Annotated in this window: 18 protein-coding genes and 1 CRISPR repeat array; of the genes, 1 reads left to right on the forward strand and 17 read right to left on the reverse strand. The window is 43.6% G+C overall.

All coding sequences use genetic code 11. From position 1 onward, the window contains the following. Nucleotides 1–3: 3 nt before the first annotated feature. The 6 genes from brxC to C2M35_RS06915 form a co-directional block, all read right to left on the reverse strand. Nucleotides 4–3,762, reverse strand: a complete 3,759-nt coding sequence (brxC, locus tag C2M35_RS06890) for a BREX system P-loop protein BrxC (RefSeq protein WP_234000034.1) — start codon at nt 3,760–3,762, stop codon at nt 4–6. A gap of 20 nt (nt 3,763–3,782) precedes the next feature. After that, on the reverse strand, nt 3,783–4,388 hold the full coding sequence (locus C2M35_RS06895; RefSeq protein ID WP_105190029.1) for a DUF1788 domain-containing protein: 606 nt from the start codon (nt 4,386–4,388) through the stop codon (nt 3,783–3,785). Then, the gene (locus C2M35_RS06900) at nt 4,388–5,011 is read right to left on the reverse strand and encodes a DUF1819 family protein (RefSeq protein ID WP_105264933.1); all 624 of its coding nucleotides are present in this window, start codon (nt 5,009–5,011) and stop codon (nt 4,388–4,390) included. Before C2M35_RS06900 ends, C2M35_RS06895 begins: the two co-directional genes overlap by 1 nt. Next, entirely contained in the window at nt 5,012–5,899 is an 888-nt protein-coding gene (locus C2M35_RS06905; RefSeq protein ID WP_105264962.1) for a WYL domain-containing protein, read from the reverse strand. A gap of 115 nt (nt 5,900–6,014) precedes the next feature. Continuing rightward, on the reverse strand, nt 6,015–6,416 hold the full coding sequence (locus tag C2M35_RS06910; RefSeq protein ID WP_105212989.1) for a hypothetical protein: 402 nt from the start codon (nt 6,414–6,416) through the stop codon (nt 6,015–6,017). Nucleotides 6,417–6,791: 375 nt separating this feature from the next. After that, entirely contained in the window at nt 6,792–7,088 is a 297-nt protein-coding gene (locus tag C2M35_RS06915; RefSeq protein ID WP_105264934.1) for a hypothetical protein, read from the reverse strand. A 109-nt stretch (nt 7,089–7,197) separates the two neighbouring features. On the opposite strand from C2M35_RS06915, the gene C2M35_RS06920 reads away from it, so the two are divergent. Continuing rightward, nucleotides 7,198–7,527 (forward strand): hypothetical protein, encoded by a 330-nt coding sequence (locus C2M35_RS06920; protein WP_105190034.1) that lies wholly within the window; start codon nt 7,198–7,200, stop codon nt 7,525–7,527. 548 nt (nt 7,528–8,075) lie between these two features. Here the strand turns inward: C2M35_RS06920 and C2M35_RS06925 are convergent. The 11 genes from C2M35_RS06925 to C2M35_RS06975 form a co-directional block, all read right to left on the reverse strand. Then, the gene (locus C2M35_RS06925) at nt 8,076–9,296 is read right to left on the reverse strand and encodes a S8 family peptidase (RefSeq protein ID WP_105258992.1); all 1,221 of its coding nucleotides are present in this window, start codon (nt 9,294–9,296) and stop codon (nt 8,076–8,078) included. 11 nt (nt 9,297–9,307) lie between these two features. Beyond that, nucleotides 9,308–9,835, reverse strand: coding sequence for a hypothetical protein (locus C2M35_RS06930; RefSeq protein WP_158677931.1), 528 nt, complete (start codon nt 9,833–9,835; stop codon nt 9,308–9,310). 394 nt (nt 9,836–10,229) lie between these two features. Further along, complete coding sequence (locus C2M35_RS06935) at nt 10,230–10,850, reverse strand: response regulator transcription factor (RefSeq protein WP_105201083.1); 621 nt, start codon at nt 10,848–10,850, stop codon at nt 10,230–10,232. Further along, a complete protein-coding gene (locus tag C2M35_RS06940) occupies nt 10,847–14,407 on the reverse strand; it encodes an ATP-binding protein (RefSeq protein WP_105264935.1) in 3,561 nt (1,186 codons plus the stop codon). The genes C2M35_RS06935 and C2M35_RS06940 overlap by 4 nt, the downstream gene beginning before the upstream one ends. A 472-nt stretch (nt 14,408–14,879) precedes the next feature. Continuing rightward, nucleotides 14,880–18,133: a CRISPR direct-repeat array (repeat unit 32 nt; unit sequence GTTTCAATCCACGCGCCTGCGGGAGGCGCGAC). A 176-nt stretch (nt 18,134–18,309) separates the two neighbouring features. Beyond that, entirely contained in the window at nt 18,310–18,603 is a 294-nt protein-coding gene (gene cas2, locus C2M35_RS06945) for a CRISPR-associated endonuclease Cas2 (RefSeq protein WP_105264936.1), read from the reverse strand. 12 nt (nt 18,604–18,615) lie between these two features. Next, a complete protein-coding gene (gene cas1c / locus C2M35_RS06950) occupies nt 18,616–19,647 on the reverse strand; it encodes a type I-C CRISPR-associated endonuclease Cas1c (protein ID WP_105264937.1) in 1,032 nt (343 codons plus the stop codon). Beyond that, nucleotides 19,644–20,267 carry a CRISPR-associated protein Cas4 gene (gene cas4 / locus C2M35_RS06955; protein ID WP_105264938.1) on the reverse strand — a complete coding sequence of 208 codons (624 nt, stop codon included), beginning with the start codon at nt 20,265–20,267 and terminating at the stop codon, nt 19,644–19,646. The genes cas1c and cas4 overlap by 4 nt, the downstream gene beginning before the upstream one ends. Further along, nucleotides 20,267–21,136 (reverse strand): type I-C CRISPR-associated protein Cas7/Csd2, encoded by an 870-nt coding sequence (gene cas7c, locus C2M35_RS06960; RefSeq protein WP_105264939.1) that lies wholly within the window; start codon nt 21,134–21,136, stop codon nt 20,267–20,269. Before cas7c ends, cas4 begins: the two co-directional genes overlap by 1 nt. Before the next feature lie 16 nt (nt 21,137–21,152). After that, entirely contained in the window at nt 21,153–23,120 is a 1,968-nt protein-coding gene (cas8c, locus tag C2M35_RS06965) for a type I-C CRISPR-associated protein Cas8c/Csd1 (protein ID WP_105264940.1), read from the reverse strand. Then, nucleotides 23,117–23,821 carry a type I-C CRISPR-associated protein Cas5c gene (gene cas5c, locus C2M35_RS06970; RefSeq protein ID WP_105264941.1) on the reverse strand — a complete coding sequence of 235 codons (705 nt, stop codon included), beginning with the start codon at nt 23,819–23,821 and terminating at the stop codon, nt 23,117–23,119. Before cas5c ends, cas8c begins: the two co-directional genes overlap by 4 nt. A gap of 31 nt (nt 23,822–23,852) precedes the next feature. After that, on the reverse strand, nt 23,853–26,312 hold the full coding sequence (locus C2M35_RS06975) for a CRISPR-associated helicase/endonuclease Cas3 (protein WP_105264942.1): 2,460 nt from the start codon (nt 26,310–26,312) through the stop codon (nt 23,853–23,855). Nucleotides 26,313–26,634 lie beyond the last annotated feature (322 nt).

Raw genomic sequence — 26,634 nt, forward strand, 5'->3', positions numbered from 1 at the left:
CAATTACTTTATACGCACTTTATTATTGCTATTAACCAGCGTTGTTAATTTTACTTTTAACGCTGATAAGTAATTATCAATGTCCTGAGCCGTCTCAATAACCCCTGTGCTATTTACTTCACGCATTAGGCTTAATGTATCAATCGTGACTATTTTCTTAGGAACTAGTTTAGGTTCTGTTTCGAGCTCTGTTACATGTTGAGGCTGAGTATTTGTCGGTTCGTAATCGACATCACTGTTAGCTGTATTAGCACCTGAAGCCGTGCCTGAGTTAGCACTCGCATTTGCGGCTTTCGCTGCTTCTTCTTTCGCCTTTTTGTCTGCTAGCGCTTGTTGCTCTTCAATAAACTTATTGATTAGGTCGTAAGCGTCTTCTTCTAAGTTAATTGACTCTGCTTGTTCTTGAAGAATTTCAGCAATGCCTGATAGGTCATCTAACCTTTGCAACGCAAGCTGCAGAGGCCTTAATGCCTGGTTGCTAAGTTCGCTAGGAACATGCGCAGCTTTAACTTGCTGTTGAACCTGTTCAATACGGTGCTCAATTCGCGATTTAGCATGTGCTCGCTTCTCCACTAAAAGACTTTCATTTACCTTGGCGATTTTTTCAATTAGCGGCTCAACATCACGAATATCACGGTAAGGTTGTGGTTTGTTGTAGATAGCCTCAAGCTTTTGCAAAGCAGATAACGCATCCGTGTTTTTTTCTAATGCTGTGCGATTACGATCAAAGTCTATCGTCAGTGCTTTATTGAGTTTCTGCCATGTGCTGAATTGAGACTCATAGAAGTTTTCAAGATCTTGATAGTCTTCTTCAAAGTCTAATAAGCTGTTGCCACTTGCTAAAAACGAATCGATGAACTGATAACTGGACTGGGCTTCAATTAAACCCGCTAACAATACTCTACCGTTTTCAATTTCACTGAAACCTGGGCAGTTACCTGCAAACGTTTTGTGTGCAACTGAGAAGTCATCGAGCTTAGATTTCATGTCGCTTAAGTATTTTTGAGCATCACTGAAAAGCTCTTTTTCGCTGCCTGGTGCGTTTTTGCCTAATACGTCTTTGAACAATTTAGCGGCACGTTTTAAGTTGGCCTCAGACTGTTGTTTGATACGGCGTACACGAAGCTCTGCCCGCTTTCTCACCTGAATAAGGTTGTCGTAAGCATTTTTAAGAGATACGTCTTGCTGACGCATTTGGAAGCAGATTTTATTTGTTAACGCTAAGCGAGAGAGAATCAAAATAATTTCGTCATCATTCCAGCCAAAGGGACGTTTAGAAAAGCGTTTAACTATATCTTCAGCGGTAATGGGCCGAGCATTTTCATCACCTAAGACAATAAATTTTTCGACTTCAATAGAAGCCAGTGGATTGACTTCATCAGCGTTTAAATCAAGCCCGATTTGACTGAGGTCATCAGCGACTAAGGTATTTTGAATCTCACGGCGAATGTCGCCTGGGAATGGCTTAACCAATTTAAGTTTACTAAAGGTGTTTTCGATAACGTATCGATATAAATCCTGAAGTATGGTGCTAATTGCACCGCCTTTTGGATTTTGTTTTGAGCCAAGAGCATAGAATTCAGCGTCTTTTAATAGCTCTTCTAGTTCCGCTTTTATACGTCGGTTACGCCCTTGGTTTTCAGTTCCTTTTTGGAGCAACAATTGTTGCTGCTCAGGACGGTTCCCCGTATTACGACGCAAAAACTTGTCAGTTTTGATAAAGGTGCGGATTTCATCAAAAACTTTAGTGCTATCTGCAAGCTTAATGATGATGGCCCCTTGACCACTAATAGAGCTGCCATCTTGTGATTGGTTGGCACATACGGTTGAGTCGTATTCGGCATAGTTAGGGTCTATTGGGGAAATCACTTTAATTACTAAGTCATTTTCTTGTGAGCCGTCTCGTGGAATACCGTTACAAAAACGACTGATAGGGAAGTCTTGTTTGTTTTCTGGGTAACGATAGATGTTATCGCGTCGCAGCACGTCATCAAAGATTAGATCGCTGAGCTTTTTGGTTTCATCTGAAAGCTCAATTTCGGTTTCCCGGATCTCATTTTCTATCTCTTTTTCTTCATTGGTTAAGAAAATATATTCGTCGCCTTGGCGAGCAATAAGCAAGTTTTGCTCGAGTGCATTCAATGCTTGTTCAATGTCACGACGAAGCGCCAAGCGATCTTCATCAATTTTATTTACACAAAGGGTAACAAGGTTATCTAATGTCGATTTGATAACATCAACATAGCGGATTAAGAACAAGCTTTTTAGAATATTTAATGCAAATGGCGAGATTGATTCTTTTGCTGATGCTTGGTCGATATCTTTTTTAACTGAGGTATCTAAGAAGCTCTCGATTGCGGGATAAAAGTAATAAAGCGGAATAAGTACACCCACTTCTTGCTCACGCACTTGCTTCGCTGCACTTTGGAAAGCATCAAGTAATGAACGCTCACCACGGCTCAAATGCAAACCCGTTGCTCCGGCTTTACGAATAGCCTCAAAAATCTTTTGAACTAGGGTGTAGTGATATGGCACAAAAGGGTAGCTGTGGATAAAGCTGGTTGCGTCTTTATAGTTAGCAAGTTCAGCCGTTGTCGTATTATCAAAAGCAAGTTGGTTGCGTAGGATATCGCCTTTTTGGTCGTACAAATCTTGCAGCTCGTCACGGGCTGCATCACCTTTTGAAAGTAAACGCTTTTCGATTACTTCACTGGTATTTGAACTTGATAGTGACAAACGCTCAAATCGACCTTGGATTTTAGAGAAATCATGGCCTTTAGAGCCAGCCATCTGGCCGATAACTGAGTCGATATCTTCTTGAGATGTTACAACCACCCATGCACGGCCTTCACAGATAGTGCCTAAGTTCTCAGTGATGGTTTGCAGTTTCAGCATCATCTGGGTGTTATTACCAATGAACTGCCCTACTTCATCGACGAAGAACAAGACACGGCGGTCTGAGTTGCCATCTAAGTATTCTTTAACCCACTTACAGAAGTTGGAAACATCTAACGTAAAGTTATTTTCTAACTGCTCAACCCATTGACGAGCGGACTCTGTCGACTGCTTTGTTACCTTACCTAACGCATCAGCCATATCGTCGCGGTAGAAGTCGTATGAATCACGGTTCTCCACCCAGTCCATATCGGTTAGGCTGTAGAATTCTTTATGGAATTCTTTAAGCAACCCTTTGCTTGCTAACTCTCGCTCTAAATGCGCGATATGAGGGTGATCACCACTAAAACCCATTTGCTCATTGAATACTTTTAGGAAAACCTTTAATACGGCATCGTCGCCATCGTCGGTGTTTGCTTTAGCATCAATATTAAACAAGATAACTGTGTTTTCTTTCGTTACTGCGGTATCAATTTCACCAAGTAAGAAGCCATCTAGGTTTTTATCTTTAAAGAATTCAATTGCAGACTTATCTACTTGACCGTCTGTAGTCTGAATATTTTGCAGTAAGTAAGAGAGTATTTTAATGAAGTGCGACTTACCTGAGCCAAAGAAACCGCTTACCCAGATGCCTAATTTACCTGATGCAGCTTTAGCCTTAGGGTCACGTACGGATGGCATATACGCATCAAAGAACTCTTCGAAATGCTTCGCAAGTTCTGTAGTAATTACGTATTCATCCAGCTCAGTAAATACCGTGCTTTCTTCTAATTGATCAGCTTTTACTACACCGTTAATTGGACGGTTAATGTCTTTAATAAATAAGTCTTTAATTTGCATAACTTTTAATTCTCTTGGTTTATCCATTCTTATTGTTGTAAGTCCATTTACGGAACTAATTTAAACGCACGGTAATAGTTATTTGATTCAATACGGCCAAAAGGCTTAAGTGCTGTGCCATCGTATTCACCAGGGTAGAAAAGTACAGTGGGTACATTTCCTACCTTGGCGTGTAATGCATTTAACAAGCCATGACCTCTAATAATTGGCCACGCATTCCCCAAGCCATGAAGTAAAATAAATTCTGTCTGCTCTTTATTATCAGAGCCCTGGTCGATTTTTGAAGCTATAAAATCGGCTACTCGGTTCTGCTCTAACGGGCCCTTCAAAGCATTAAACAAAGCATCATCGCCTCGCTCCTTTTGAACTTTGAATGCTCTTTCGGTGAGTTTACGGGAGTCGAGCAGTTCAATAATCGTCTCAAACAAGTTAATACTTACAAAATTGCGGCCACGCTTAGTAAGCTTATCGGTCATAAAGGCCAAATGCTCTCTCACTGGTAACTCACACTCGGCCGGATAATCGAAAACATAAAAACCAATTTCATTACCTAACCCTTGGTTTTTTAGAAAGTCTTCACTTTCGATTCTAGGCAATATCTGATCGAGTCTATCGTTTAAACCTTTCGGAGCTTTTGTATTTAACTCAGCCATTAATTCAACTCCATTGCTGAAATAATATCTTCACGTTCCATTTGTAAAAGAAGGCTTCTAACTTCTGGTAGCAGGTAAACGTTTTGTAGTTTTTTACTTCGAGTTGATTCGATATATCCTGCATCTGCAATAACCTTGAAAGCGACTTGAGAAATTTTATAAGTCGATGACTCTGACATTTTACTCAGCTCGGGAAACAGTCTACTTCTTTCATCCCAAAAAGACTCCCAATCACCCAGATCCAAGCTTTCACGGAACATGCGTTTAGCATCTAACATTACGTTTCGCATAAAATCAGCCAGTAGAGTGCTATTTATTAATGTTGCGGCGAACATAAGTTGAGTTGATAGCTCAGTGCTACCAGATGCAATTTGTTCAAGGTATTCATCTGACATACCTTCTAGGCGCTTTTTAACTGTTGCTGCATTTCGTTTCGCGGAAGCATCTGAACGCTTTTGTAATACATTTTGATTTACGATGGCTTCCAACCACTCCTCTTGAGTGGGCTTTTTAAGCAGGAGCTCAGCCACAATTTGGCTTTCTTTGATCATTAAGCTGCCACCAATAAGGTCGCCAAGATAATCTTTGTAAGATTTGATTTGGGTTGTCTTTGGATTTGTCATTTATAATTCTTCCAGCTCAGGTACATAGCCAGGTGCAATAGCTAGGTTCTCTGCACCAAATAGGGTTTGACGATTCTTGAGCCATAATTGGTATTCTGCGCCAACAAGCTCTGCATCAGCGGTACAATCCACATTCCAACGCCTTAGTAAATAGCCTGCCAAAGCTGCACGAACATTTAGAGATAGCACACCATTTTGCATCCCATAATCTAGCTCGATTGCAGTTGGATGTTTTACGTTATGGGGGTGCGGAACAAGCTGAAGAGGCATCATTCTCATCCATTGATGGTCTTCAAGCTTATCCTCCTGACTGAGTGGTGCAAGTTCTTTAAGGGTAACTTTGCTAATTCGGGTTAAGACAAAGTCTTTAAATGATTTTGTCTTGCGATCATAAGCACGAACGTGCCACCTTAGACCATTATCAACTATGCTGTGGGGCACTATCTCTCGAGCCCCCGAACCGCTACTTAACGAGGTGTAAATAATGCTAACAGCTTTGTGATTGATCACTGCTTGTACAAGCTTAGCGACAATTAAAATATCAGGAATATTTAGCTGACTTGGGGCCTCAACAGGAAAAGTGATATCACCAATCGCATCAAACCCATCTGTGATTTGATTAGATAGTTTCACCAATGTCTTACGGGGATCGTGCTTGAATAAGGGCTTAAAGGTTGATACTTGGAAATACTTTTTTTCCTTAGAATCATATTCCATGTTCTCAGGACATAACTCTTTATACAGGTTGATATCGCGAGTTGCTGAAGTCAGACCCTTTTCGAAATAAGTCACTATTTCTGATCGCGTCACGTAGCCAACGAATAGGAGCTTGAAATCTATATATGCAAGCCTTTGCTTCTGAGAAAAGTTGAAAGCGTCTAAATTCATATCTATCAATACTGTGCGATTTATTGAATCAAGTATGTTCACAAAGTGAATGCATAGCAAGTGATTTTTGTAAGGAACGATAAAAAGAAAAAGCGACTCTTTCGAGTCGCTTCAATTAACTATGATCGTTTACAACGATTGCATTCCATCGCCACTGAGCTATTTCAAAAAACAGATCAGGTGGCAGCAGGAAGAATGATTCGAATTCGTCTGCCCAGTGTTCGCAAAACGCCTCTATTTCATCAATATAGAAAAGTAACACAGCGAGCATAGGCACACCCGACAGGTACTGGCTGTCAATATCTGGATGTTCAGCAACCATAGACTTACTGATGCTAATCCCAATTATTCGGCCACATGCATCTCGGTGAGCATAAATATAACGAGAATAGTCTAATGTTAATGCTTCATCGGGCTCACTAACTACGTTAGCTAACCACAGTGATGTTGACGCATCATCAAATGGGCTTTTACTCTCTCGGCTATATTTTTTAACGAATTGAATTTCATGGCTCATTTTTATCTCCAAGTTATGTACTCAAAGATAATTAGGCTCGCCTGTGGGGAGTTTTTAGTTTTTATTCATGACCGTTTGGAAATACAGGGCCCGGAACGAAGAATCCGAAGCAAGGCTAAGGGAGCGGTGAATTTAACTTACTAGGCTTCCATCAACGCATAGAGCAAGAGGCCCCCGCCGCTTATTAGAAAACAAATAACCAGGGTGTTGTAAGCGACTAAGAGCGCCTTTTGAAGATTTGATTTGTGTGGCATTGTGCAAGTCCTTTTACATCTGCCTGTCCGTAATGGTGCTCCTTTAACTTTAGTTGGAAACGAAAAGCCTTCAACTGTTTTATAGCAACAACTGAAAGCTCATTCTAAGGAGCATTGTTAATTAAAACGGCAACTCCATTTGCACCTCTCCCCCATCAAAATAAGGGCCTTCATCTGGCCGACTGGAGTATGTCTGACGGTAATTTGCGAACAGGGCTGTCAGGATTATTCTGAGCAAAGGTAACTGTTCATAATCAAGCACAACCTTATCGAAATGCTCATAAATGACCTTGTCTACATCAAAGTTGTCTTCTGTCATACGAATATCATAAAAACTGTCGTATGCGGTTGCGAAGCAAAGACTGATGTTATCAAGGTAAGACTGAATGACAGCCGCATTAATCCAATTGGTTTCCATAGAGTTCCTTGTCTAGTTAATAGTAATAATACATAGAAACACCCAATGCGAAATTTCTCCTTTTTAGTCATTAGTTATCCCTGAGTACATAAATAATTTGGAGAGCTAAATGACTTATAGCAACGTAATTGAACTGTTCCAGGAGCGTCGGAAAATCGCTAACGATGAAGATTTCATCGCGCTATTAGAGGATGGTGAACATTGTATCTACTATGTCAGGAACTATATTGCACAGGCAGAGTTTATTGTGGTTTCAGAGCAGGTATTGCAGAGCTTACCCAGCGAACTCAGACCTATTACCAATGTATTTTTGCCTGTCCATTTCTTTGCTCTAAAGCAGTACACATCGCAAATACAAAAACACGTTTTAGAAAGCGGTCAAATGGCGCATTACTACTATCTTTTTAATGCCCCTGTACACACCCTTTTTGAATCATAAAGCTATTGAGCCAGCGTTTCGCTGGCTTTTTTAATCCGTTGCTCTAAATAATATTGCCCATTACAGTTAACATATTGACTGGTGATCCGTGAATCTCTGCACAATGACGTTAGAATAGATGTTAACCCTCTAATTACAGACTACTATCAAGGCTCGATTTCTTTATTCTTTTTCGAAGTAGAAAGACACTAACACTTAGGTTCTATTTAAATAGTTCGGAAAAGTTCTATGCACCGATTACAAAAATAAAAGTACACCCCTACTACACGCACTTCGCTTAAAGCCAGTAAATTAGTGCATTGCACGGGGGTTCAAATCCCCCCAGCTCCACCAATAAAGAAACCCTGTGCTGACAAGCACGGGGTTTTTTATTGCCTGGAATTCGGGCAATAAAAAAGCTCCTTAAATAAAGGAGCTTGAATAAGGTTGGGAACCAGAATTGACCTAGCTGATAAATCCTACTTCCCTGTAAGAAGCTGCGCATCCACCTATTTGCCCATCAGTCTAATAACCATCGCCCCGTGAATGCACAGGTGCAGGATTCCCTTTTACTTGACACCTAGGCCATCACAACTGTTTTCAGTTAGATAGTCGTATGCCGCTTTCGCCTGAACGAGGCCGTGACCATATTTATAGTCGTAGCCCTCATCACCTAGGTCTTTCGCTGAAGCAGTTAAGGCGCTGCGAATCTCATAGTTGTTACACTGTGGGAAGTAGCTCCACACCAAGGCTGCTACACCAGCAACGTGCGGACTCGCCATTGAGGTACCACTCATGTAAGCATATAAATCCTGCGTGTTGCCCGGAATAAGATTTCTAGCAACCGTAGAGACAACATCTACACCCGGCGCAGCCAATTCAACTTGAGAAGTACGCTGTGAAAACTCCGCATGCTCCATTTGAGAATCAACCGCTGCAACTGACACTACACCGTCATAGGATGCTGGGTAGCTATGCGTAGCATTACCATCGTTACCTGCGGCGGCTATCAACAATACGCCTTGCTTTTCCAAACGGGAGTATGCGCGTTCCTCCACCTTGGTCGAAAAGGCACCTCCGAGACTCATGTTTACCACCTTTGAACCCGCATCGGCACAATCATTTACCGCACCCGCTAAGTCTGACGCATACACAAAATTACCGTCGTCATTAAATACACGGGCGATGTGCAATTCTGGCATTCCTGAACCAATAACACCCGTTAGAGAGTTTGCCCCGGTACCGTCTAATGCTGCGATAGTACCGGCGACATGTGTGCCATGCCCATGGCCGTCTTGATACCAAGGACCTGCTCCCTCGCTGTCACCGTCAACAGTAGATGATGGAAGGTCGCCATGGCCTAAGTCATAACCCGTGTCGACGATACAGACCTTTATGCCGCCCATATACTTCAACTGATCAGCCTGAACCATTGGCAAGCCATAAGGCACATAATCTTCAAAGTTTGCTGGTTCAGCGCCAATTTCCATTTGCGGTATTGCAAAACGCTTAGCGTCAACTTCCGCAGATTTAAGGGCTTTGTTATCTTTGATTTGTGCGTATACATCTGCATTGATAGTAGCCGCGAATGAGTTGTCACTGTCCAATAGGCGTACTACAGAACCACCCGCGCGCTCGATAGCAGAAATGAGCTCAGCTTTGGAGCCATTGTGGTATTCAAATACAACGCGAATATCTTTTTGCTGCGTTGCTTGTGAATCATTAATAAGTTCAGCATTGGCCGAAAAAGCAGTAGCGACTAATACAGCAATTAAACTTTTATTTTTCATCTTGATGCTCCTTATTCTGACTCTGTTTCTTTGTTTTTATCTGGGCAACTATGCGTTTGAATGTTGCCATTCATAGTGCCGTGATTTAAGTAGCCTTCATAAGGGCCATTATCCAATTTCATTGCCGTAACAATACCGTGGAAGTTTCCTTTACCAGTACCCGTGTCGATGAAGCATGCAAAACCGGTTCCTTCACCAGGTGCTTGTGGATTCTTTGAATCATAAGTAAATTGCGCTTCATATTGGTTTTCACAATTACACTCTGCCGCCTCGGGATCGCCTGCACCAAGATCCAGTGTGCAATAACCAAAATCATCAACTTTTGCGTTAAAGCTCACCCCACCCATATGTTCGAAATCAATGGCTGAATGGTCTTGATAGTTCACACGACCTGACGCTTCTTCACCACAGCTTTCAACATTGAAAGTGAAGACTGCATTTTTGTCACCGCCAGCCGAAGCCATGGTGCCGCCACCTGTCATTTTATGCTCACCGACCAGACTACAACCCGTTGACAATGTACCGGCCAATAGAGCCATTGTGATTACCTTTAGATTTTTTTGGACCATTGAGTCCCCCTATTTGGATCTTATTTTATGATTCTCTATGCATGAGTTTTATAACTTCAACATCTGTTTATTGTTTGATGCCAAAGCTCATGCGACCTCAGTAAAAATAAGGAGCTTAATCATTTAGTTAGGGCCCCAAACCCTTACTGTGTGGGATCAGTGTACGGGTTTACAAAAAATTAAAGTATTGAACATATAACCCAATCTTCTGCGTCTCGGGACTTAAGTCATTTGACTCAAATAAGTGCAATAAAAGAAGTAATTAGTTGAATTTTATAAATTATTTGTAAATTACAAGGAGGTGCCTAGCGGAGCAGCCGCACTAAATATGAAGGCGGAAGACAGTATGTACATTCAGAGGAGGTTATTGATTAATGAGCTGCTGATATTTGACAGTGGCTTGAGTGCGGTTCTCCACTTCCAGCAACTTAAATATTGTATAAGCATGTGAACGAACTGTTTTTTCGGAAATATTGAGCTGATTGGCGATCGCTTTGTTACTAAGACCCGAGGCAATCAAAGCCATCACTTTTTGCTGTTGTCGAGTGAAAATGGCTAAACTAGCAGGCGCGGAATGCGACGCTAGTATTTTCTCTATATCGGCTTGGTCCTCTGCCAAATATTTGGCAATCAATTTTACGATATCTGTGTCTATTTCTGTTTTTGATACAAACTCGGAGGCACCTGCTTTTAGGCACTCATTCATGCTCTGAAAGTCATCGTGCGCACTGATGATAATTAGAGGCAATGCGGGGTAGTGCTCCGTTATATACTTAGCTCCCTCTACACCAACACACCCGGGCATTGATAAGTCTACGATAGCTAAATCAAGGTCTTCTTCTTTTTCACTTAAGAGACGAAATAGTTGCTGATAACTATTAGCGCTGTGAATAACAACATTTGACCATATCGCTTTTATTTTTTGCTCTAGCGCGAAAACAAAAAGGGGGTGGTCATCTGCAATTACAACCTGAAAACGACTCATTGCTTTAAACCTCTGATTAAAAGTTGTTCTAGCTTTTTACACTTTATGGGTTTTTTCATAAAGAAAACGCCACTGTTTTTGCTCAACCTTGCTTTAGCTTGAAGGTTACCGGAAACATACACAAGCACACCATGCTCTGCCAGCTTTTGCCGATATTCTTCGAGATAATCTATACCATCTTTTGGTTGCGCTAAATCAACATCTGAGATGATCGCCCAAAACTGTGTGCCATCAGTTGCGAGTAACTCGTCAGCACATGTAAAGCAATGAACCTCATAATTCATCGCTCTTAAGGTGTTTGCAAGCCAATTTAATTGTTGCGGGTCATCCTCAACGAGTGCCAGCTTTATCGGTGCCGATTGCTCTGTCTGGTCTGAAATATCTGCCGGTTTGGCTGTTTTAAGCACTATTTCAAAAATGGCGCCATGGGGGTTAGCGTTGCGATAGCTCAAGGGAATGTTTAACAGCTCGGCAATCTTACTGACCACCGAGAGCCCCAGCCCACTGCCGGTATATGAATGAGTTCCTCTGGAAAATGGCGCTATGTTATCGAGACAGATGCCTTCGGGTAAGCCTGGACCATTGTCTTTAACGAGAATATGACAACTATCACCCGAACATTCAGCAACTATACCTACCTCTCCATTCTCTGGTGTGTTTTTAATGGCATTGTCCACCAGGTTATTTATGAGTCTGAGCAGTAAATGACCGTCTGTTTGAATAAATTGACCCTTAGGTGCGCTGACTTTAAAGGACAAGTTTCTGGATTTACACAGGGGTGAAAACATATTCTCAACGGATTTTAAAATGGGGTCCAAGGCAACTTGTGCTTTTACGGGCTCGATGATCCCCGCATCAAGCTTTGAAAGCTGCGCAATATTTTCCGTAAGCTGGTCCAAGCTATCTACAACACTACCCAGATGGGCACTACTGTGCGTCGCACTCGCCCCCGTCGGTGAGCCCCTGAAAACATTGAGCTTCAATAAACTCACTAAATTTTTAATATCATGACTAGCGCCCGTAATGAAGCGCGCCTTATCCTGTTGTTCCTTTATTCGCAGCCGCTGCTTCTGTTCTAATTCTTCGGTTGTTTGCTTTATTTGATATTGCAGCTCTTTGGTGTAAGCGTCTTGTAAGGCTTTTTGCTTCTCCAGATACTTTAGTCGCTCCAATTTACTGCGCATGACCAGGCTATACACCCAAATTACAAATGCCGTGAAAATCAAGGTATAGATTATTATTGCAGGCGGTTGCAGCCACACTGGCGGCTTAACTTTAAATTGAAACTTAAGAGTGTTACTGAGTATGCCGTTTTCTAAGCGAGCACGAACAAATAGTTGGTAAGTACCTGATGACAAGGAAGGTAAAGTAACCAAGGTTTCCTCTTGCTTAGTCCACTCACCCTCTTGGGTGTTTAACGAATACTCGATGACGGTATTGTCATTGAGAGACATAAAACTCAATGCTGTTTTAAATGCCAACATATCGGGCGCGGTAAATTGCTGCTCTTCGCCATAGATAGTGAATGGTTTGCCATCGACCTTTGAACTCACCCAACTCAAGTACGGCCCTGGCCTGAGTGCCAGCTTATCGTGAAATACCGTCACCCCATTAAAGCCAACATTCACAGTGCTGTTGTTTATCTTTGTGCAAGCAAATTGAAAGCTTTCGCGGTGGCTCAAGCCGTCATCCATGATTAAATAGTCTTGTAGAGAAAGGCTGTTATCAAATATCGCCACGCCATTATTAGTCGAAACTATCCAGCCCTCTTGCATATAAGGCGCCATACACAGTGTCACTTTATTAATCAGTAAATGATTGTCTTCAATTTCCACTTCTTTAAAACCATCCTTAGTTGGCTCGATACGAGATAAACCCTGACCCAAAGTCAGCAGTACAAGGGCATTATCAATCTGCTCTATGCCAGTTAACATTTTCTCACTAGCTATGGTCTGCCAACCTTCAGGTGCCTGTTCATCATCCCAATTAGCTATCAGTAACCCGTCGTTGAACGTCGCGACAAAGAGAGTGTCGTCCTTTACACTAACACGATAAGCAAGCTCTGCTGCAAGTGGAGTTCGCCATTGAATGAAATACTGTTCAGCCCGTTTCCTCATAAAAACCAGCTCATCGAGATACAGAAGCACCAGGTCGCCTGAGGCCAGTTCGTATACATCCGATAAAGGCGTTTTTTCTCCCTCTAGCTCTGGCATTAGCGACCCCAAGCCAAGCCATTGACCGTTTGAGTGGTATAAGCTCCCGGAACGATAAGAGTTTAAAAAGACCCTGTTAGCAGTATGGATAAAATGGACGGGTTCAAAACCCTCGGGGTAATTGCGCCGTTCGAGTAGGGTAAGCTCCCCCCGCTCTTCTTTAAAATAAAGTAGCGTGGAAGACCCAGCTAACACCAGACGTTGTTGTTCATCTTCTTGAATCACGGCGGCCGACAAGGGCTCTTCGCCAAACCTAGTCTCAAAATCAGCATAGCTTGAAATGGCCTCATAACTTGAAGGCAAAAGGTAAAGCCCATCCATAGAACCTATAAGTAAATCACCATTGTCGCCGATCAACAAACGATGATAGTGAAGACGCTTGGAAAACAGGTTTTTCTGATTGTCTGTCGTTAATAGGCTTACATTGTTAAGTTGTGCGTTTACAACGAATAAACCCTCGCTGCTGACTATAAATAATTTGCCATTATCCTCGACAATTCGACCTGCGGATGCGACCTCCCCTTCCTTAGTGACTAAGCTCACTGATTCACATTGAAGCTTGTCGCACCTGTAAATATTGCCTCCCAATGACACAACCCAGAGAAGATTATTACTATCGAGCGTATAACTAATTACCCTGCGCTTATCCGGGACAGGATAAGCGGGTGTTAATGCAAAGGTCTCCGGCTCAACCCAGCTAAACTGATTCTCTGTTTGTATTAAGAGGCGACCATTGATTTCTCTTTGGTTATTCACTGGGCCAAGTGAATCGCGAGCCTTAACAACACTGAAGCGTGTTGTATCAATCAAAACCAGTTGGTTATCCGCGAGCGCTGCTATGTGCTGGTTATCCCATTGAATTAGGCTTCTCAACGTTTGCGCCGGCGGAAGCTGTGGACTTACATCAACGGCTGAAAAATCCACCGTATCCAAACGTTCGATCCCATGGTTTGACAACACCCACAAACCACTCTTGTTATCGAATAACAGCTCATGAATGTAACTGCCCTTTAGCCCTCGCTCCACGTGCGTCGGACCAAAGGCGATAACTTGATTGGCATCAAGCATATTTACGCCGTCTTGCGTTGCTATCCAAAGCCTGGAAAATTGATCAAACTCCATATCTTGTAGCGAGTTGGCGGATAGGCCATCTTCCACATTGAAGGAGGTCGCGTTGACGTTGTGTTGACGGTCGGCTTTTAAAGTTAAGGTTGCGTTGGCATTAGAGGCAAACCCCAGGCAAGAACCGAGCACAAAAACAACCAGTAATATATTTGGCCTAAAGATATTGAGAGGAACTCTCCCAAACACCAGTTCTCGGTACTGCTCGATGGTTTTCGTCATAGGACTAGCTTAGTAAATAATAATTAAGAGCAACGGATCCACTGCCACCACCAAACATACAAGATGATAGCGACAGGGATTAATAAGAATAACAACACAAAACCTGGCGCGAGCCAAGTAATGGGAAATATCCGCACTCCAGCTTAATTTCCCTTTTCACCAATCAATAACCCCCTCAGCTGGCTAACACGGAGGTTTTACTAAGTAAAATTTGGGTAGTGGCAAGTTTTACCGGAGCAAATTTCAACGCACTTTGTGCGGCTTGAACATGGTTAGCGGTGAAAAGAGGTAGGCGCGACGACAATTTCAATCAAGCTATGGGGATTTCTCAAGTTTCAATCCACGCGCCTGCGGGAGGCGCGACGGACACCCATAATTCAAGCTGCTGCGCTACGTCTGTTTCAATCCACGCGCCACGCGCCTGCGGGAGGCGCGACTTCAGGCAGGCTTTTATCTCAGCGTTAGCGCCTGAGTTTCAATCCACGCGCCTGCGGGAGGCGCGACTTTCAGCGGCCAACTCTCATAAAACGGCAACATGGTTTCAATCCACGCGCCTGCGGGAGGCGCGACCCTACCACGTAGGTTTTTGATTGTAATGCCATTAGTTTCAATCCACGCGCCTGCGGGAGGCGCGACCATGTCAAAATGATCACTTTTTTGCACGAAACCGGTTTCAATCCACGCGCCTGCGGGAGGCGCGACAAACGGCCATATTCACGTTAAGGAAGGTAGAAAGGTTTCAATCCACGCGCCTGCGGGAGGCGCGACGGTTCCTTTAAATCGGCCAGCGCTGTTTACTTCGTTTCAATCCACGCGCCTGCGGGAGGCGCGACACGATCCTCAAAAGGCGCTCCTGGAGCTTCAGGGGTTTCAATCCACGCGCCTGCGGGAGGCGCGACCCCGCAGTTACTCGAGGGTGAATTATGGGCGATAGTTTCAATCCACGCGCCTGCGGGAGGCGCGACGACTGACATTTCTACATCATCAAAGGTGTAATCGTTTCAATCCACGCGCCTGCGGGAGGCGCGACCTAATAGCGCTTCTTGCGTGGGCGCATCACTATGGTTTCAATCCACGCGCCTGCGGGAGGCGCGACTTATCGCGTTCGCCGAGCGCAAAGGCTATGAGGGGTTTCAATCCACGCGCCTGCGGGAGGCGCGACAGCCTGCTCTGATTGCTTTAAGTTGTTACTGTAGTTTCAATCCACGCGCCTGCGGGAGGCGCGACGTATTGGTCAGGATCGCCGTACTTGCCTTGCTTGTTTCAATCCACGCGCCTGCGGGAGGCGCGACTTGGTGTAGCGCTAAGAGTTCATCATAAACAAGGTTTCAATCCACGCGCCTGCGGGAGGCGCGACGTATGGAGTTGTGGTATTCGGTACCTAAATCTATCGTTTCAATCCACGCGCCTGCGGGAGGCGCGACTCAACAAGGCCGTAGCAGTCCATCTCATCGAATGTTTCAATCCACGCGCCTGCGGGAGGCGCGACAAGGTACTGCGCCAACTCACCGTTTTGCGTAACGTTTCAATCCACGCGCCTGCGGGAGGCGCGACGAGGTTGACGGGCAGGTAATGAAGGGCGTAAATGTTTCAATCCACGCGCCTGCGGGAGGCGCGACACCGTTACACTCTAAAAATTGGAGCATCAACTCGGTTTCAATCCACGCGCCTGCGGGAGGCGCGACAGGACAACATGGGCAACCTGTCCATGATACCTGTTTCAATCCACGCGCCTGCGGGAGGCGCGACCGTATAAGTTTAGCATCGCATACGGAGTGACGATGTTTCAATCCACGCGCCTGCGGGAGGCGCGACAACGTTTGTGTCACTAAAGGCTCCCCTGGGACTTGGTTTCAATCCACGCGCCTGCGGGAGGCGCGACACCTTGGAAGTGAATTTACAGGGCCATAGACATGTTTCAATCCACGCGCCTGCGGGAGGCGCGACACCAGCACTGATATTCTCGCGGCGTTTAATTTTGTTTCAATCCACGCGCCTGCGGGAGGCGCGACATATGCAAAATCCTCTGCTTGCCCGGTTATCGTGGTTTCAATCCACGCGCCTGCGGGAGGCGCGACATAAAACTTCACACGAAGTAATCGGGTTGGATATGTTTCAATCCACGCGCCTGCGGGAGGCGCGACAGTCACATGATGATTATCGTTGACAACGTAATTGTTTCAATCCACGCGCCTGCGGGAGGCGCGACAAACGACATAGCAGATCACGCATTCCGAGCCAACGTTTCAATCCACGCGCCTGCGGGAGGCGCGACCTTTTAGTTATATGCTTATAGCTAAGTGTTATTTGAGTTTCAATCCACGCGCCTGCGGGAGGCGCGACCATGCGCGCTTTACAGTCACGTAGTTGCATCATGTTTCAATCCACGCGCCTGCGGGAGGCGCGACTAAAATCAAACTCAGCCTCACTAATAATATCCTGTTTCAATCCACGCGCCTGCGGGAGGCGCGACATCGCTGTCTTTGTTGAGTCTGTAGATAGGGATAGTTTCAATCCACGCGCCTGCGGGAGGCGCGACGTATCGGCCAGCGCAACCGCTAGGCGACCTGCGGTTTCAATCCACGCGCCTGCGGGAGGCGCGACGCCCAAATTCTCACCGGCCCAGAATACTTAGTTGTTTCAATCCACGCGCCTGCGGGAGGCGCGACTCAAAATCCAGTTCTGCAGCTCTTGCGCAGTTGTGTTTCAATCCACGCGCCTGCGGGAGGCGCGACTATATCTTAGGCGCTTTTATTTTTAACTGGTCTTGTTTCAATCCACGCGCCTGCGGGAGGCGCGACAAAATCAAAATCAGCCTCGTTAACAATATCCTGTTTCAATCCACGCGCCTGCGGGAGGCGCGACATTAACGCCACAGTGCAATTTGTCATTGTGTGGGTTTCAATCCACGCGCCTGCGGGAGGCGCGACCGCATCAGCCGCATCTTTCTGCACCTCAATAATTGTTTCAATCCACGCGCCTGCGGGAGGCGCGACGCGACATAGTGTCAACAAGGCCGTCGAGGAAGTTGTTTCAATCCACGCGCCTGCGGGAGGCGCGACCGCCAAGAATGCCGACATGCCCAGCGCCACATAGTTTCAATCCACGCGCCTGCGGGAGGCGCGACTTGCAAGGAGAGGTGGAAAGTTTACTTGGCGAAATTGTTTCAATCCACGCGCCTGCGGGAGGCGCGACGCGTATAAGTTTAGCATCGCATACGGAGTGACAATGTTTCAATCCACGCGCCTGCGGGAGGCGCGACCTTATGACATTGACGATCAAAGTACTGTAATAATGTTTCAATCCACGCGCCTGCGGGAGGCGCGACTGAATAACCGGTGCCGTCATAGTTGCAATGATACGTTTCAATCCACGCGCCTGCGGGAGGCGCGACATAGATAAACCTTGCTTCTTCATCGGTTAAGTTGTGTTTCAATCCACGCGCCTGCGGGAGGCGCGACGTATAAGCTCAATTTGGTCTAGCTGGGTAACTATGTTTCAATCCACGCGCCTGCGGGAGGCGCGACTATCTTGTGTTGCCTCGTCTTTTCGGTCAATAGTGTTTCAATCCACGCGCCTGCGGGAGGCGCGACTTAACAAGATACTTAAACTCTTGTCTTTTAAAAGTTTCAATCCACGCGCCTGCGGGAGGCGCGACGAAGTTGATACGATTGAACCGTCCACCAGCTTACGTGTTTCAATCCACGCGCCTGCGGGAGGCGCGACTGCCTTTTCTCAAAGGCGCGCATAAACTAACACAGTCTATTGTTTTCCGCTAACTTTAAGCAAATGAACATAAAGACCTTGTGTTAATTTTTTACGAATATGTTTTTCTATATTTTTAAAGAGCTTACAACATCGCTAGATCCCCAGCATTTTACTGAGAACAAGGCCGTAGCGATTTATAAAATGAGGGTGTCTCTGAATATGTCTAAGGCGACTTTAGCACCGTGATGTTCGACTTTGTTTTGCCAATTTTTGCCGAGCTTGTAAAAGCGCAGACTGTCTACTTCTGGGTCATAAATAGATAGAAGTTTCTCTTTAAAAATTAACCATTGCGTTGAATCTATTTCGCACTCAAACACTGAGTATTGCACACGAATGCCATAATCTAAACATACTTTCGCTAACTGTCTAAGACGCTTTTGCCCATCTTCACTGGTAAATGACACATCGTATGTTACTAATACCATCATGGCTCACATTCCTTATTTTTTAATCAAAAAAGGCGGATAATGTGCTAAATCACCGCGCAAGTGACGCGCCAGTAACATGGCTTGTATATGCGGGAGTAAGCCAATTTGCACTTTCTCTTGTAAAAACGGGTGTATCACTTCTTCTTGCTTTTTAGCCTGATACGCTTGAAAAATTTGTTTTCGCGCATCGTCTTTAATCGTTACGCCGCCTAAACAATCGGTCTCAAAATCTTTGACTGTGAGGGTTTGATTGTTGAACAGCTTTAGCGCGATGCTATCGATGATATAAGCTCTAAACTCTTCTAGGATATCGAGTGCTAAACTGTTTCTACCGGGCCTTTCTTTATGCAAAAAGCCAACTTGCGGATCTAGCCCCACTCCTTGTAGTGCACCGCTAATTTCTTGTCCAAGCACTGCATACAGCAATGAAATCACTGCATTCACCGGATCTTTAGGCGGTCTGCGAGTGCGTTTATCAAATAGCTGTTTTTCACCATTACCTATAAACATATCAGCAAACGCGGCAAAGTAATGTGATGCGGCTTCACCTTCTAATCCAAGAATTGTATCGTAGGCGCTAACGCCTTGAAGCTGTTCGATAATTTGTTTTAAGCGTTCTATGGCTTTTTCAATTTGTGGTGTACCAGTGTGATTACGTCTAAAACGTAATAGCAACATACGTGATGAGCGAATTTTTGCGGCAACAATATGTTTTGCGAGTTCGTTTGCTGTTAACTCGTCAACATTAAACTGTTGCCTGCGTAGCAATACATTACCGGTTTGTTTACCCACCACGTTCGCAAGAAAGCGACCATGCATATCGAAAAAAGCCAAGTGTGTGCCGTTCTCACCACAAAAACCGAGCAACTGAGGAGAAACCATGATATTACCAAAACAAAATATACTGCCTATTGAATGTATAGGAAGCTGCATCAGCTTTTGCTTTTCGCCTTCAATTCTTTGCTCAATCAGCAAGGTTTCGCGTTGTTTGTGCAAATACACGCCGTCTTTGGTGATATAAAGCGAATTTTGCAGTTTTTTCATTCGGTCTCCATGTTAAATAACGTGGCTATATAACGATTTGAAGCATCGTGTTCTGTTAAATTTGGCTGACAAATATCAATGAGAGAACAGGCTTTGCAGTGTTTACCTGTGGTTGGTGCTGGTGTTTTCACTTGTGCAAATAACTGTTGCACTTGCGTTATCAAGGTTTTTGTTTGCGTTCGCAATTCGCTGTCGAATTCAATTTCAATGCGCTTTCGTGTTTGCCAATACCAGAGCGCGCCTTGTTTAACCTCAACGGCTAGCATCTCTTCAATACACAGTGCTTGCGCACAAAGTTGCACTTTATCTATGTCATTAGCTTTTGGTTTACCGCGTTTATATTCAACGGGTATAAATTGGTTACTTGCTTTATGGTGTTCTAATAAGTCTAGTTTACCTGTTAAGCCTAATTGTGGCGCAGTTACTACTACGCCACGTTCAAAACGCACGCCTTTGCGTGTTTCTGGCTCACCGCTGTCTACTCGCTCATGCAACTGCCGTCCATGTGCAGTTAGGTAGTTTTCTTTCCAAACCTGCTCAAGGTGGATCAGCGCGCATTGGCGCTGACAAAAAGCAAAGTGTTGCAGGGCTGAGATATTGACTAGGCGAGCATCTAACATTAGAAGCCTTCGATTACTTCTGGCTCTAATCCTTGCAACGCTGTCACCAGCGAATCATTGAGTGCTGAAGTTTCAAGCGGTAAACCTTTTTCAATATGCTCTCGTAGCGTTTTGTGTACTTTTGCCGACGAATATTGACCAGATTTAGAATCATGTTGCCACCATACAAGGTGTGAAATCCCCATTGAACCTTCTGGTCGAGCGGATGAGGCATCACCTTCAAAAAGTTTAACTAAAACGCTTTTTATCTTGTCTGCATCTTCGTTGTTGAAACCCGTTTTTTCAGCAAGTTGTGGTGTCATAGCACCAAAGGCAACATAGGTTGCTTTATCTACACGGTGTTTCATACCCATGGTATCGGAGGACTTTTTAGTGCCATCACCTTCACCACTCACGCTCTTTGTAATTTGTGTGCTAGTAATACTCACAGGCTCAATACTAAAAGCGCTCTGAATAGTTACAGGCCCTCGGATTGGAATAGAGACGCCATCTGAACCTGTGCCTTTGAACGCAAAAACTTGGCCGAATGCACGTACATCGAGCCATTTTTCACAGCATAATTTAGCAGCTTGAACTGGTGCTGTTTTTTTGCTGTTGAATGCATCTTTACCTAAACCAAATTCGTCAGATTCAGCACGGTTACGTAGGCTTGTCATGCCATCTGTTTTCTTTTCATCAGATTGCACAAAAATGCTTTCTCCCGCCTCTTGTAAACGGTCACGGATTTTTCGCTTTAAACACACATCCGTAATTTCACCAAAACCGTCATAATCAGTGCGAGGGCGATTGCCGTTTAGTGGATCGCCATTAGGGTTAGCATTTAGTACGTTAAAAATTAATGCAAAATCGATTTTATTTTGTAAAGTCATAATGATGTTCCTTTTCTTAAACTGTTTCTTCTAGTGATTCTGTTGTCTGCATGTCTGTAATTTTTTTAACCCACAGGCCCTTTTCGACTTTATGGGTTTCTAACCACATCATTTGATTATGAAAGCCAAGCAAAAATTCAGGGCTTAGCTTTTGGTTTGAGGTAAAATCGGCAGGTTCAAACATATCGGTTATTTGGCTAATAAGTGCTTTAGTTGCTTTATCGTACCCTTGATAGTTATTAAATAACCTTTGCTGATAAGGCACTAAGGCATTACTGATGTTGAGCCAAGTTGACGCGGGTTTGTTGACAAATTGCGTCATAAAACGCTCTGCCGTTGTTAAACGACTTGCTTCGCTGCTTGAGAGCGCTATTTTTTCAACCTTATTTGCCACCGCTAGTAAACGACCAAACAAATAGTCGCGCGCGGCATTGTCTTGTTGTAATGCCATTGGGTATTCCTTTTGAATAGTTGAATTGGTTGTTCGGGTGTAAAACCCTTTGATCAGTGAACAGGCGATGCCTAAATTTTGTAACCAAAGCCAAGTTTGATCTGATTTATAGGCGACACGATTAGTTGCTCGGTAAAACGCGCTTTGCATAATGTCTTGCGGTATAGGCTTACCCTCAACGATACACGGGTATAAACGGGTAATAAGGTTTTTCTTCAAGGGATCGGCTGATTTAAGTACATCACCGTATACGCCATCAAGCACTCTATATAAACTCGGAGCACTATTAACCCATCGCCACTGCTCATTGATTTTGACTCTTTGTTGCCAGCCAAGATCGAGTTGCCACTGCTCTAATCGTGCTAAGAACTCTTTCGCTATGGTTTCACGATAATACAAAATCCCCATTCGCCCGGGCGTGGCTGAATCTAGCCCTAACAGCGCAATTTGTTCGTTATCATCCAGCTGGTTTTTTGTTTTGATTCCGTTAAAGTACAACTTCAACTGGTTGGCATAAGCTCGGCCTAAGTCTTGCGTATGATCAACGCTTTCTGTCGCTTCTAAGAAAGTTGCTAAGTCGTTGAAATCAGGCTCAGCAGGTTTGGGGATGTTTTTACCCGATACAGCCCACGCTAAATAAACCTGGTCGCCATTTCTAAATACGCTTTGTTTAGTTAACAAACAACGTAATGCATTATGCGCTTTCTGCGTTACTTCAAAGCTAATATTGCAAGCTTCTTCATTTGATAAAAAGCGCCCACGAAAGGTATATCCACTTTTATCATTGGCAGAAATTAACTTAGCTTTATCACCACTGTGGCGTATTTTTGCTGGATGATTGCTTGCTGCAAGTTTTTCTTCGCCCGTGGCATAACATAAGGCGCTGCTATCGCCATTTTGACTATCAAAAGCGATCCAACTTTGTTGAATACTTGGGTCAAGCCAAGTTTTCGATTGAGGCTCGCCGGGTATTTCAACACTCCAGCATACAAGCGCGGAACCTTGATCAAAGAGCCCTTTTTCTTTAGGTAGAATCTTTAGTAATGCTGGAGTTTCTCCCTCATCTTGCCACTTTGTAAGCAGTTGCCCGTTTTGCTCATGTAACACTTTTGCAGCGATTAAATCTGCAACCACTGCACCTTTTTCAATATATTGGTACACAGCGCGTACCGCAGCGTGGCTATACTCTGAATCACACCAAGCTTTTAACTGTGCTTGAAACAACTCAAATCCAGACTTTTTAATACCACCAAAATCACTGTAGTCTTTTGCAACGTATTGAATTTTATCGGCCAATGCATGTGGTGCTAATCCACTAGCTCTTCCAGCTGATGACTCAGTCGCAGGGATTACAGGAATAGTTTTTTCTAATACTTCAGCACGAAGGAACTCACCTTTATTGTTGATGGCAATATGGATATGTGCTGTTTGTGGGGTGTGGCAAATTGGCATTACTTGCTGTTCAAATGGCAAAGTGTCATTGAGTTTTTCAAGCTCATCGTAGGTTTTGTAGAGCGTCGTTAACCAAGTCATAGGCAAGTCTCCGTTTGCTCAACACTTCGCATATTTTGTTCAAGCTCAAAGCTTTTGGCGCTCATTTCTCTAACATGACGCGTTACTGGGCATGCTGCTACATGAGGGTATTCAATCACGCCGTTTTTCATCACACCATGCCAAAATCTGCTTACAAGTTCATCGTTACCAGTTTCGTCAGGGTAACCAAAACTATGAAACATTAAACCAAAGCCTAGCTCGTCGATATTATCGTATGCGCCCTCACCTTCGCCAAACACACATGGCTCAACATAGCCTTGGCAATCGCGTGTGCCCAAAAATACATCTTGACGTCCGCCCTTTTCAAGCATGCGTTTAGCAATGGCAAAATGCTTACCATCTACTCTATCTTTCGCTAGTTCAGGACGATGTTCATTCCACTCAAAATGGGCTTCAATTTGGTATTCAACATCATGTAAAAAAGTGTAATACGCTAAGGTATTACCGCCTCCCCAGTTCAACGGCTTTGTGCCTTTAGTTTGGGTTCTTAACGGTTTAATCACTCTCACTCTATCAACATGCCAAACTAGTGTTGGCTTCCAATAGATTGATTTTAAAACTCCTTTTATCGCCTCGTAAGTAGGAATGTGATAAGTACACTTTTCACCTCCTACTTTTGTTATGGGGTCAGTAAATAACGCATACCTACCCCATAATCTAAAACTAATACTGTTTTTCACATGGCTCTCCTTGTTAAAAACATGGTTGCTTTTAAATAATGAAATCTTGCTGAGCGTTAGTCACGTCTAAGCTCAAACCAAAATCTTGGCTGTAAAACTCTTCACTCAAATAAAACACATCTTCATCTGGTGCTATTGGGAATACCGATTGCTGGTCGGTCAGTTTTTGCCATACATTGGGAAAGATATTCACACTGTACTTTTGCGCGGCTTTTAACAGGCTCCGGTAACTTGCTGCATCAAATCGTTTATCTAGTGCACACAACTGTGTGATTATGCTTTGCGCTTCTTCATTAAAAGGCACAATTACCGAATGCACAGGTGCATCAATGGCTTTAAACTGTTTCGCAGCAGTCATAAAAGACTGCTTTAATGTAAATGGTGTTTTATTGATGTTTCTTTGGTTACTACTTAGCAAATTAAGCAAGGTTTGATCTTGCTTAAATGGATATGCCATCTCTTTATGTCGTTCATAAAAGTAGTATTGAAAATACCGATTCATTGCCTCAGGTTTAAGTAAATCAGCCTCCGCAAACTCGGTAAATATGCGGTTTGTAGCTGCAATCCCTGTTTTAATATCTTGTAGCATGCCGACGTTTTCTTGGGCGGGGTTAACCACAAACACACTGCCTTTTTGTTGCTTACCATTTCGGTTACAACGCCCGGCGGCTTGCGCAATTGAATCTAGCCCTGCAACAAAACGGATAACGCTGCCAAAATCAACATCGACACCCGCTTCGATTAACTGTGTACTAATACATAAAGTCGCCAACCCATTAGATAAACGCGCTCTTACCTCATCTAAAATTTCTTTACGGTGAGCCGAACACATACCGGTGCTTAAATGAAAGATCTTTGTCTCATCAGTAACTTGGCTTTGTAACGCTTGGAATAAGGTTTTTGCCCACGCTTTGGTATTTACAATCACTAAACAGCTTTGCACCGCTGATAATTGCTGTTGAACAAGTTCTGTGATTTCGGTTTCATTCCAACCGTCTTTTTTAGTTAGGTTCTTTAAACTCACGCGTTCAAGCTGTTGATAGAGCTTGTCGATATTTGGTGTGAGTTCATTTTTTAGCGATAACTGCAGTTCACCAAACGGTTTTATCTGTTCAGGTAACTGATTGAGTAACGGTTGCGTGGCAGTGCACATAAGCGTTGTGGTGTTACAAAAACGCGTTAAATAGTTAATGGTGTTATTGAACAAATGCACACAACGAATAGGGAGTGTTTGAATTTCATCAAAAACCAGCACCGCATTGCTGAGTTGGTGCAGGCGTCTTGAACCGCGCGTACCACTTGCAAACATGCTTTCAAGAAACTGTACCATGGTTGTAAGCACTATGGGTTTATCCCAATTTTCACAGGCCAGCTTTGAACGCCATGTTTGTTGCTCGGGCTCTAAGCTTGAATGATGTTCTAATACCCAATCATCATTATTTAATTCGTCTAACACACCTCGAATAGCATTGGCATTTTGCTCAATGATCGAGGTAAACGGAATAATATAGATGATCCTATCAAGGTTATGCTTTTTAGCATGATGCAGCGCAAAACGTAGGCTTGCGTATGTTTTTCCACCACCTGTTGGCACGGTCAAACTATAGATGCCTGTTTCATCTTGCGAGCGATTAAAACAGTTTTCGGATATCTCAGCACGAATATGGTCAATTGGATTAATTGGCTCAAATTGCGCGATAAAGCTTTCAACTTTATCGCAAGCAAATGCCCAATTAGTTTGCTGAAAACGTACCGCTTTATTACTTGGTTGCTCAAAGTCAGCACTATCTATTCTGTCTGCATCAATTAAACAACTGAACAGCATTTTGGTAAACATACCAAGATAATAGTCCTGCTCAATCGATGAAAGTTCAAAACTATCAAACATGGTTTTTAGTTGCTGGCTGCTTTCTAAGATAAAATCAAAACTTGCAAGTGACTGTGCTTGTTCAAGCAATTTAGGATCAGCGCTTTTAATACACTCTTTTTGGTGAGTAAATTCATCGGTTTTTTTGAGACGATTCGCAAAAACATTATCATTTTCAGACAAGCTATCAATCAACCCGCTATGGTGCGATGCAATGCACATACTTAATGCTTGTGCAGTTGCAAGAGCGTATGGCGCGAGCGTTTCGTCTTGTTGTTTTAACTTCATGTAATGAGGGAAAAGTGCCTCAAACACCCATTTAGCACCAGCACTAGAGTGATCAATTTTACCTTTTAAGCTTTTACTGTCTGAGTTTTCACTACTCCCTTCATCATTATCGGGGTTGTAGCCCGTTTGCTCAGCAATAATCAGGCGCATGTAATCTTGAAAAGCGCTACTGTATTTACCAAAATCATGCATTAAACCAATTAATCGGCCTTGCTCGGCAAAGCCTATTTTTGTCGCGAGTTTTGCTGAAATTTCGCCTACGGCTTGCAAATGCTGGTATACACTTTGATGATTACCACTTTGTACATCAGGGTGTGCTATGAACTTTATAAACATAAAGAACCCTTTAAAATTTCGGATTAATAACGCAAACAACAAAATTCAAAGGGCGGTATCCATGGCCACTTACTTCAAATTCTTTTGCCAAGCGGTATTTTTTGAAGTTTTGTGACTTTGCGATCGAAAAGGGGATCAAGTCGTCCATGTCTTGCTTAACCTTCTAATATATAAAAACATGCCACACTAGGATAGATATCGGCATTCGTGAGAAATTATTATTACTTTTACATCCTATATTAATAAATATCAATAAGGCGATTAAGTGGGGGTTTAAGTATCATCTTTATGTACAGCGAAATGTACTTTTTAAAATATCATA

The organism is Pseudoalteromonas sp. T1lg76, assembly GCF_002964725.1.
Classification (GTDB): Bacteria; Pseudomonadota; Gammaproteobacteria; order Enterobacterales; family Alteromonadaceae; genus Pseudoalteromonas.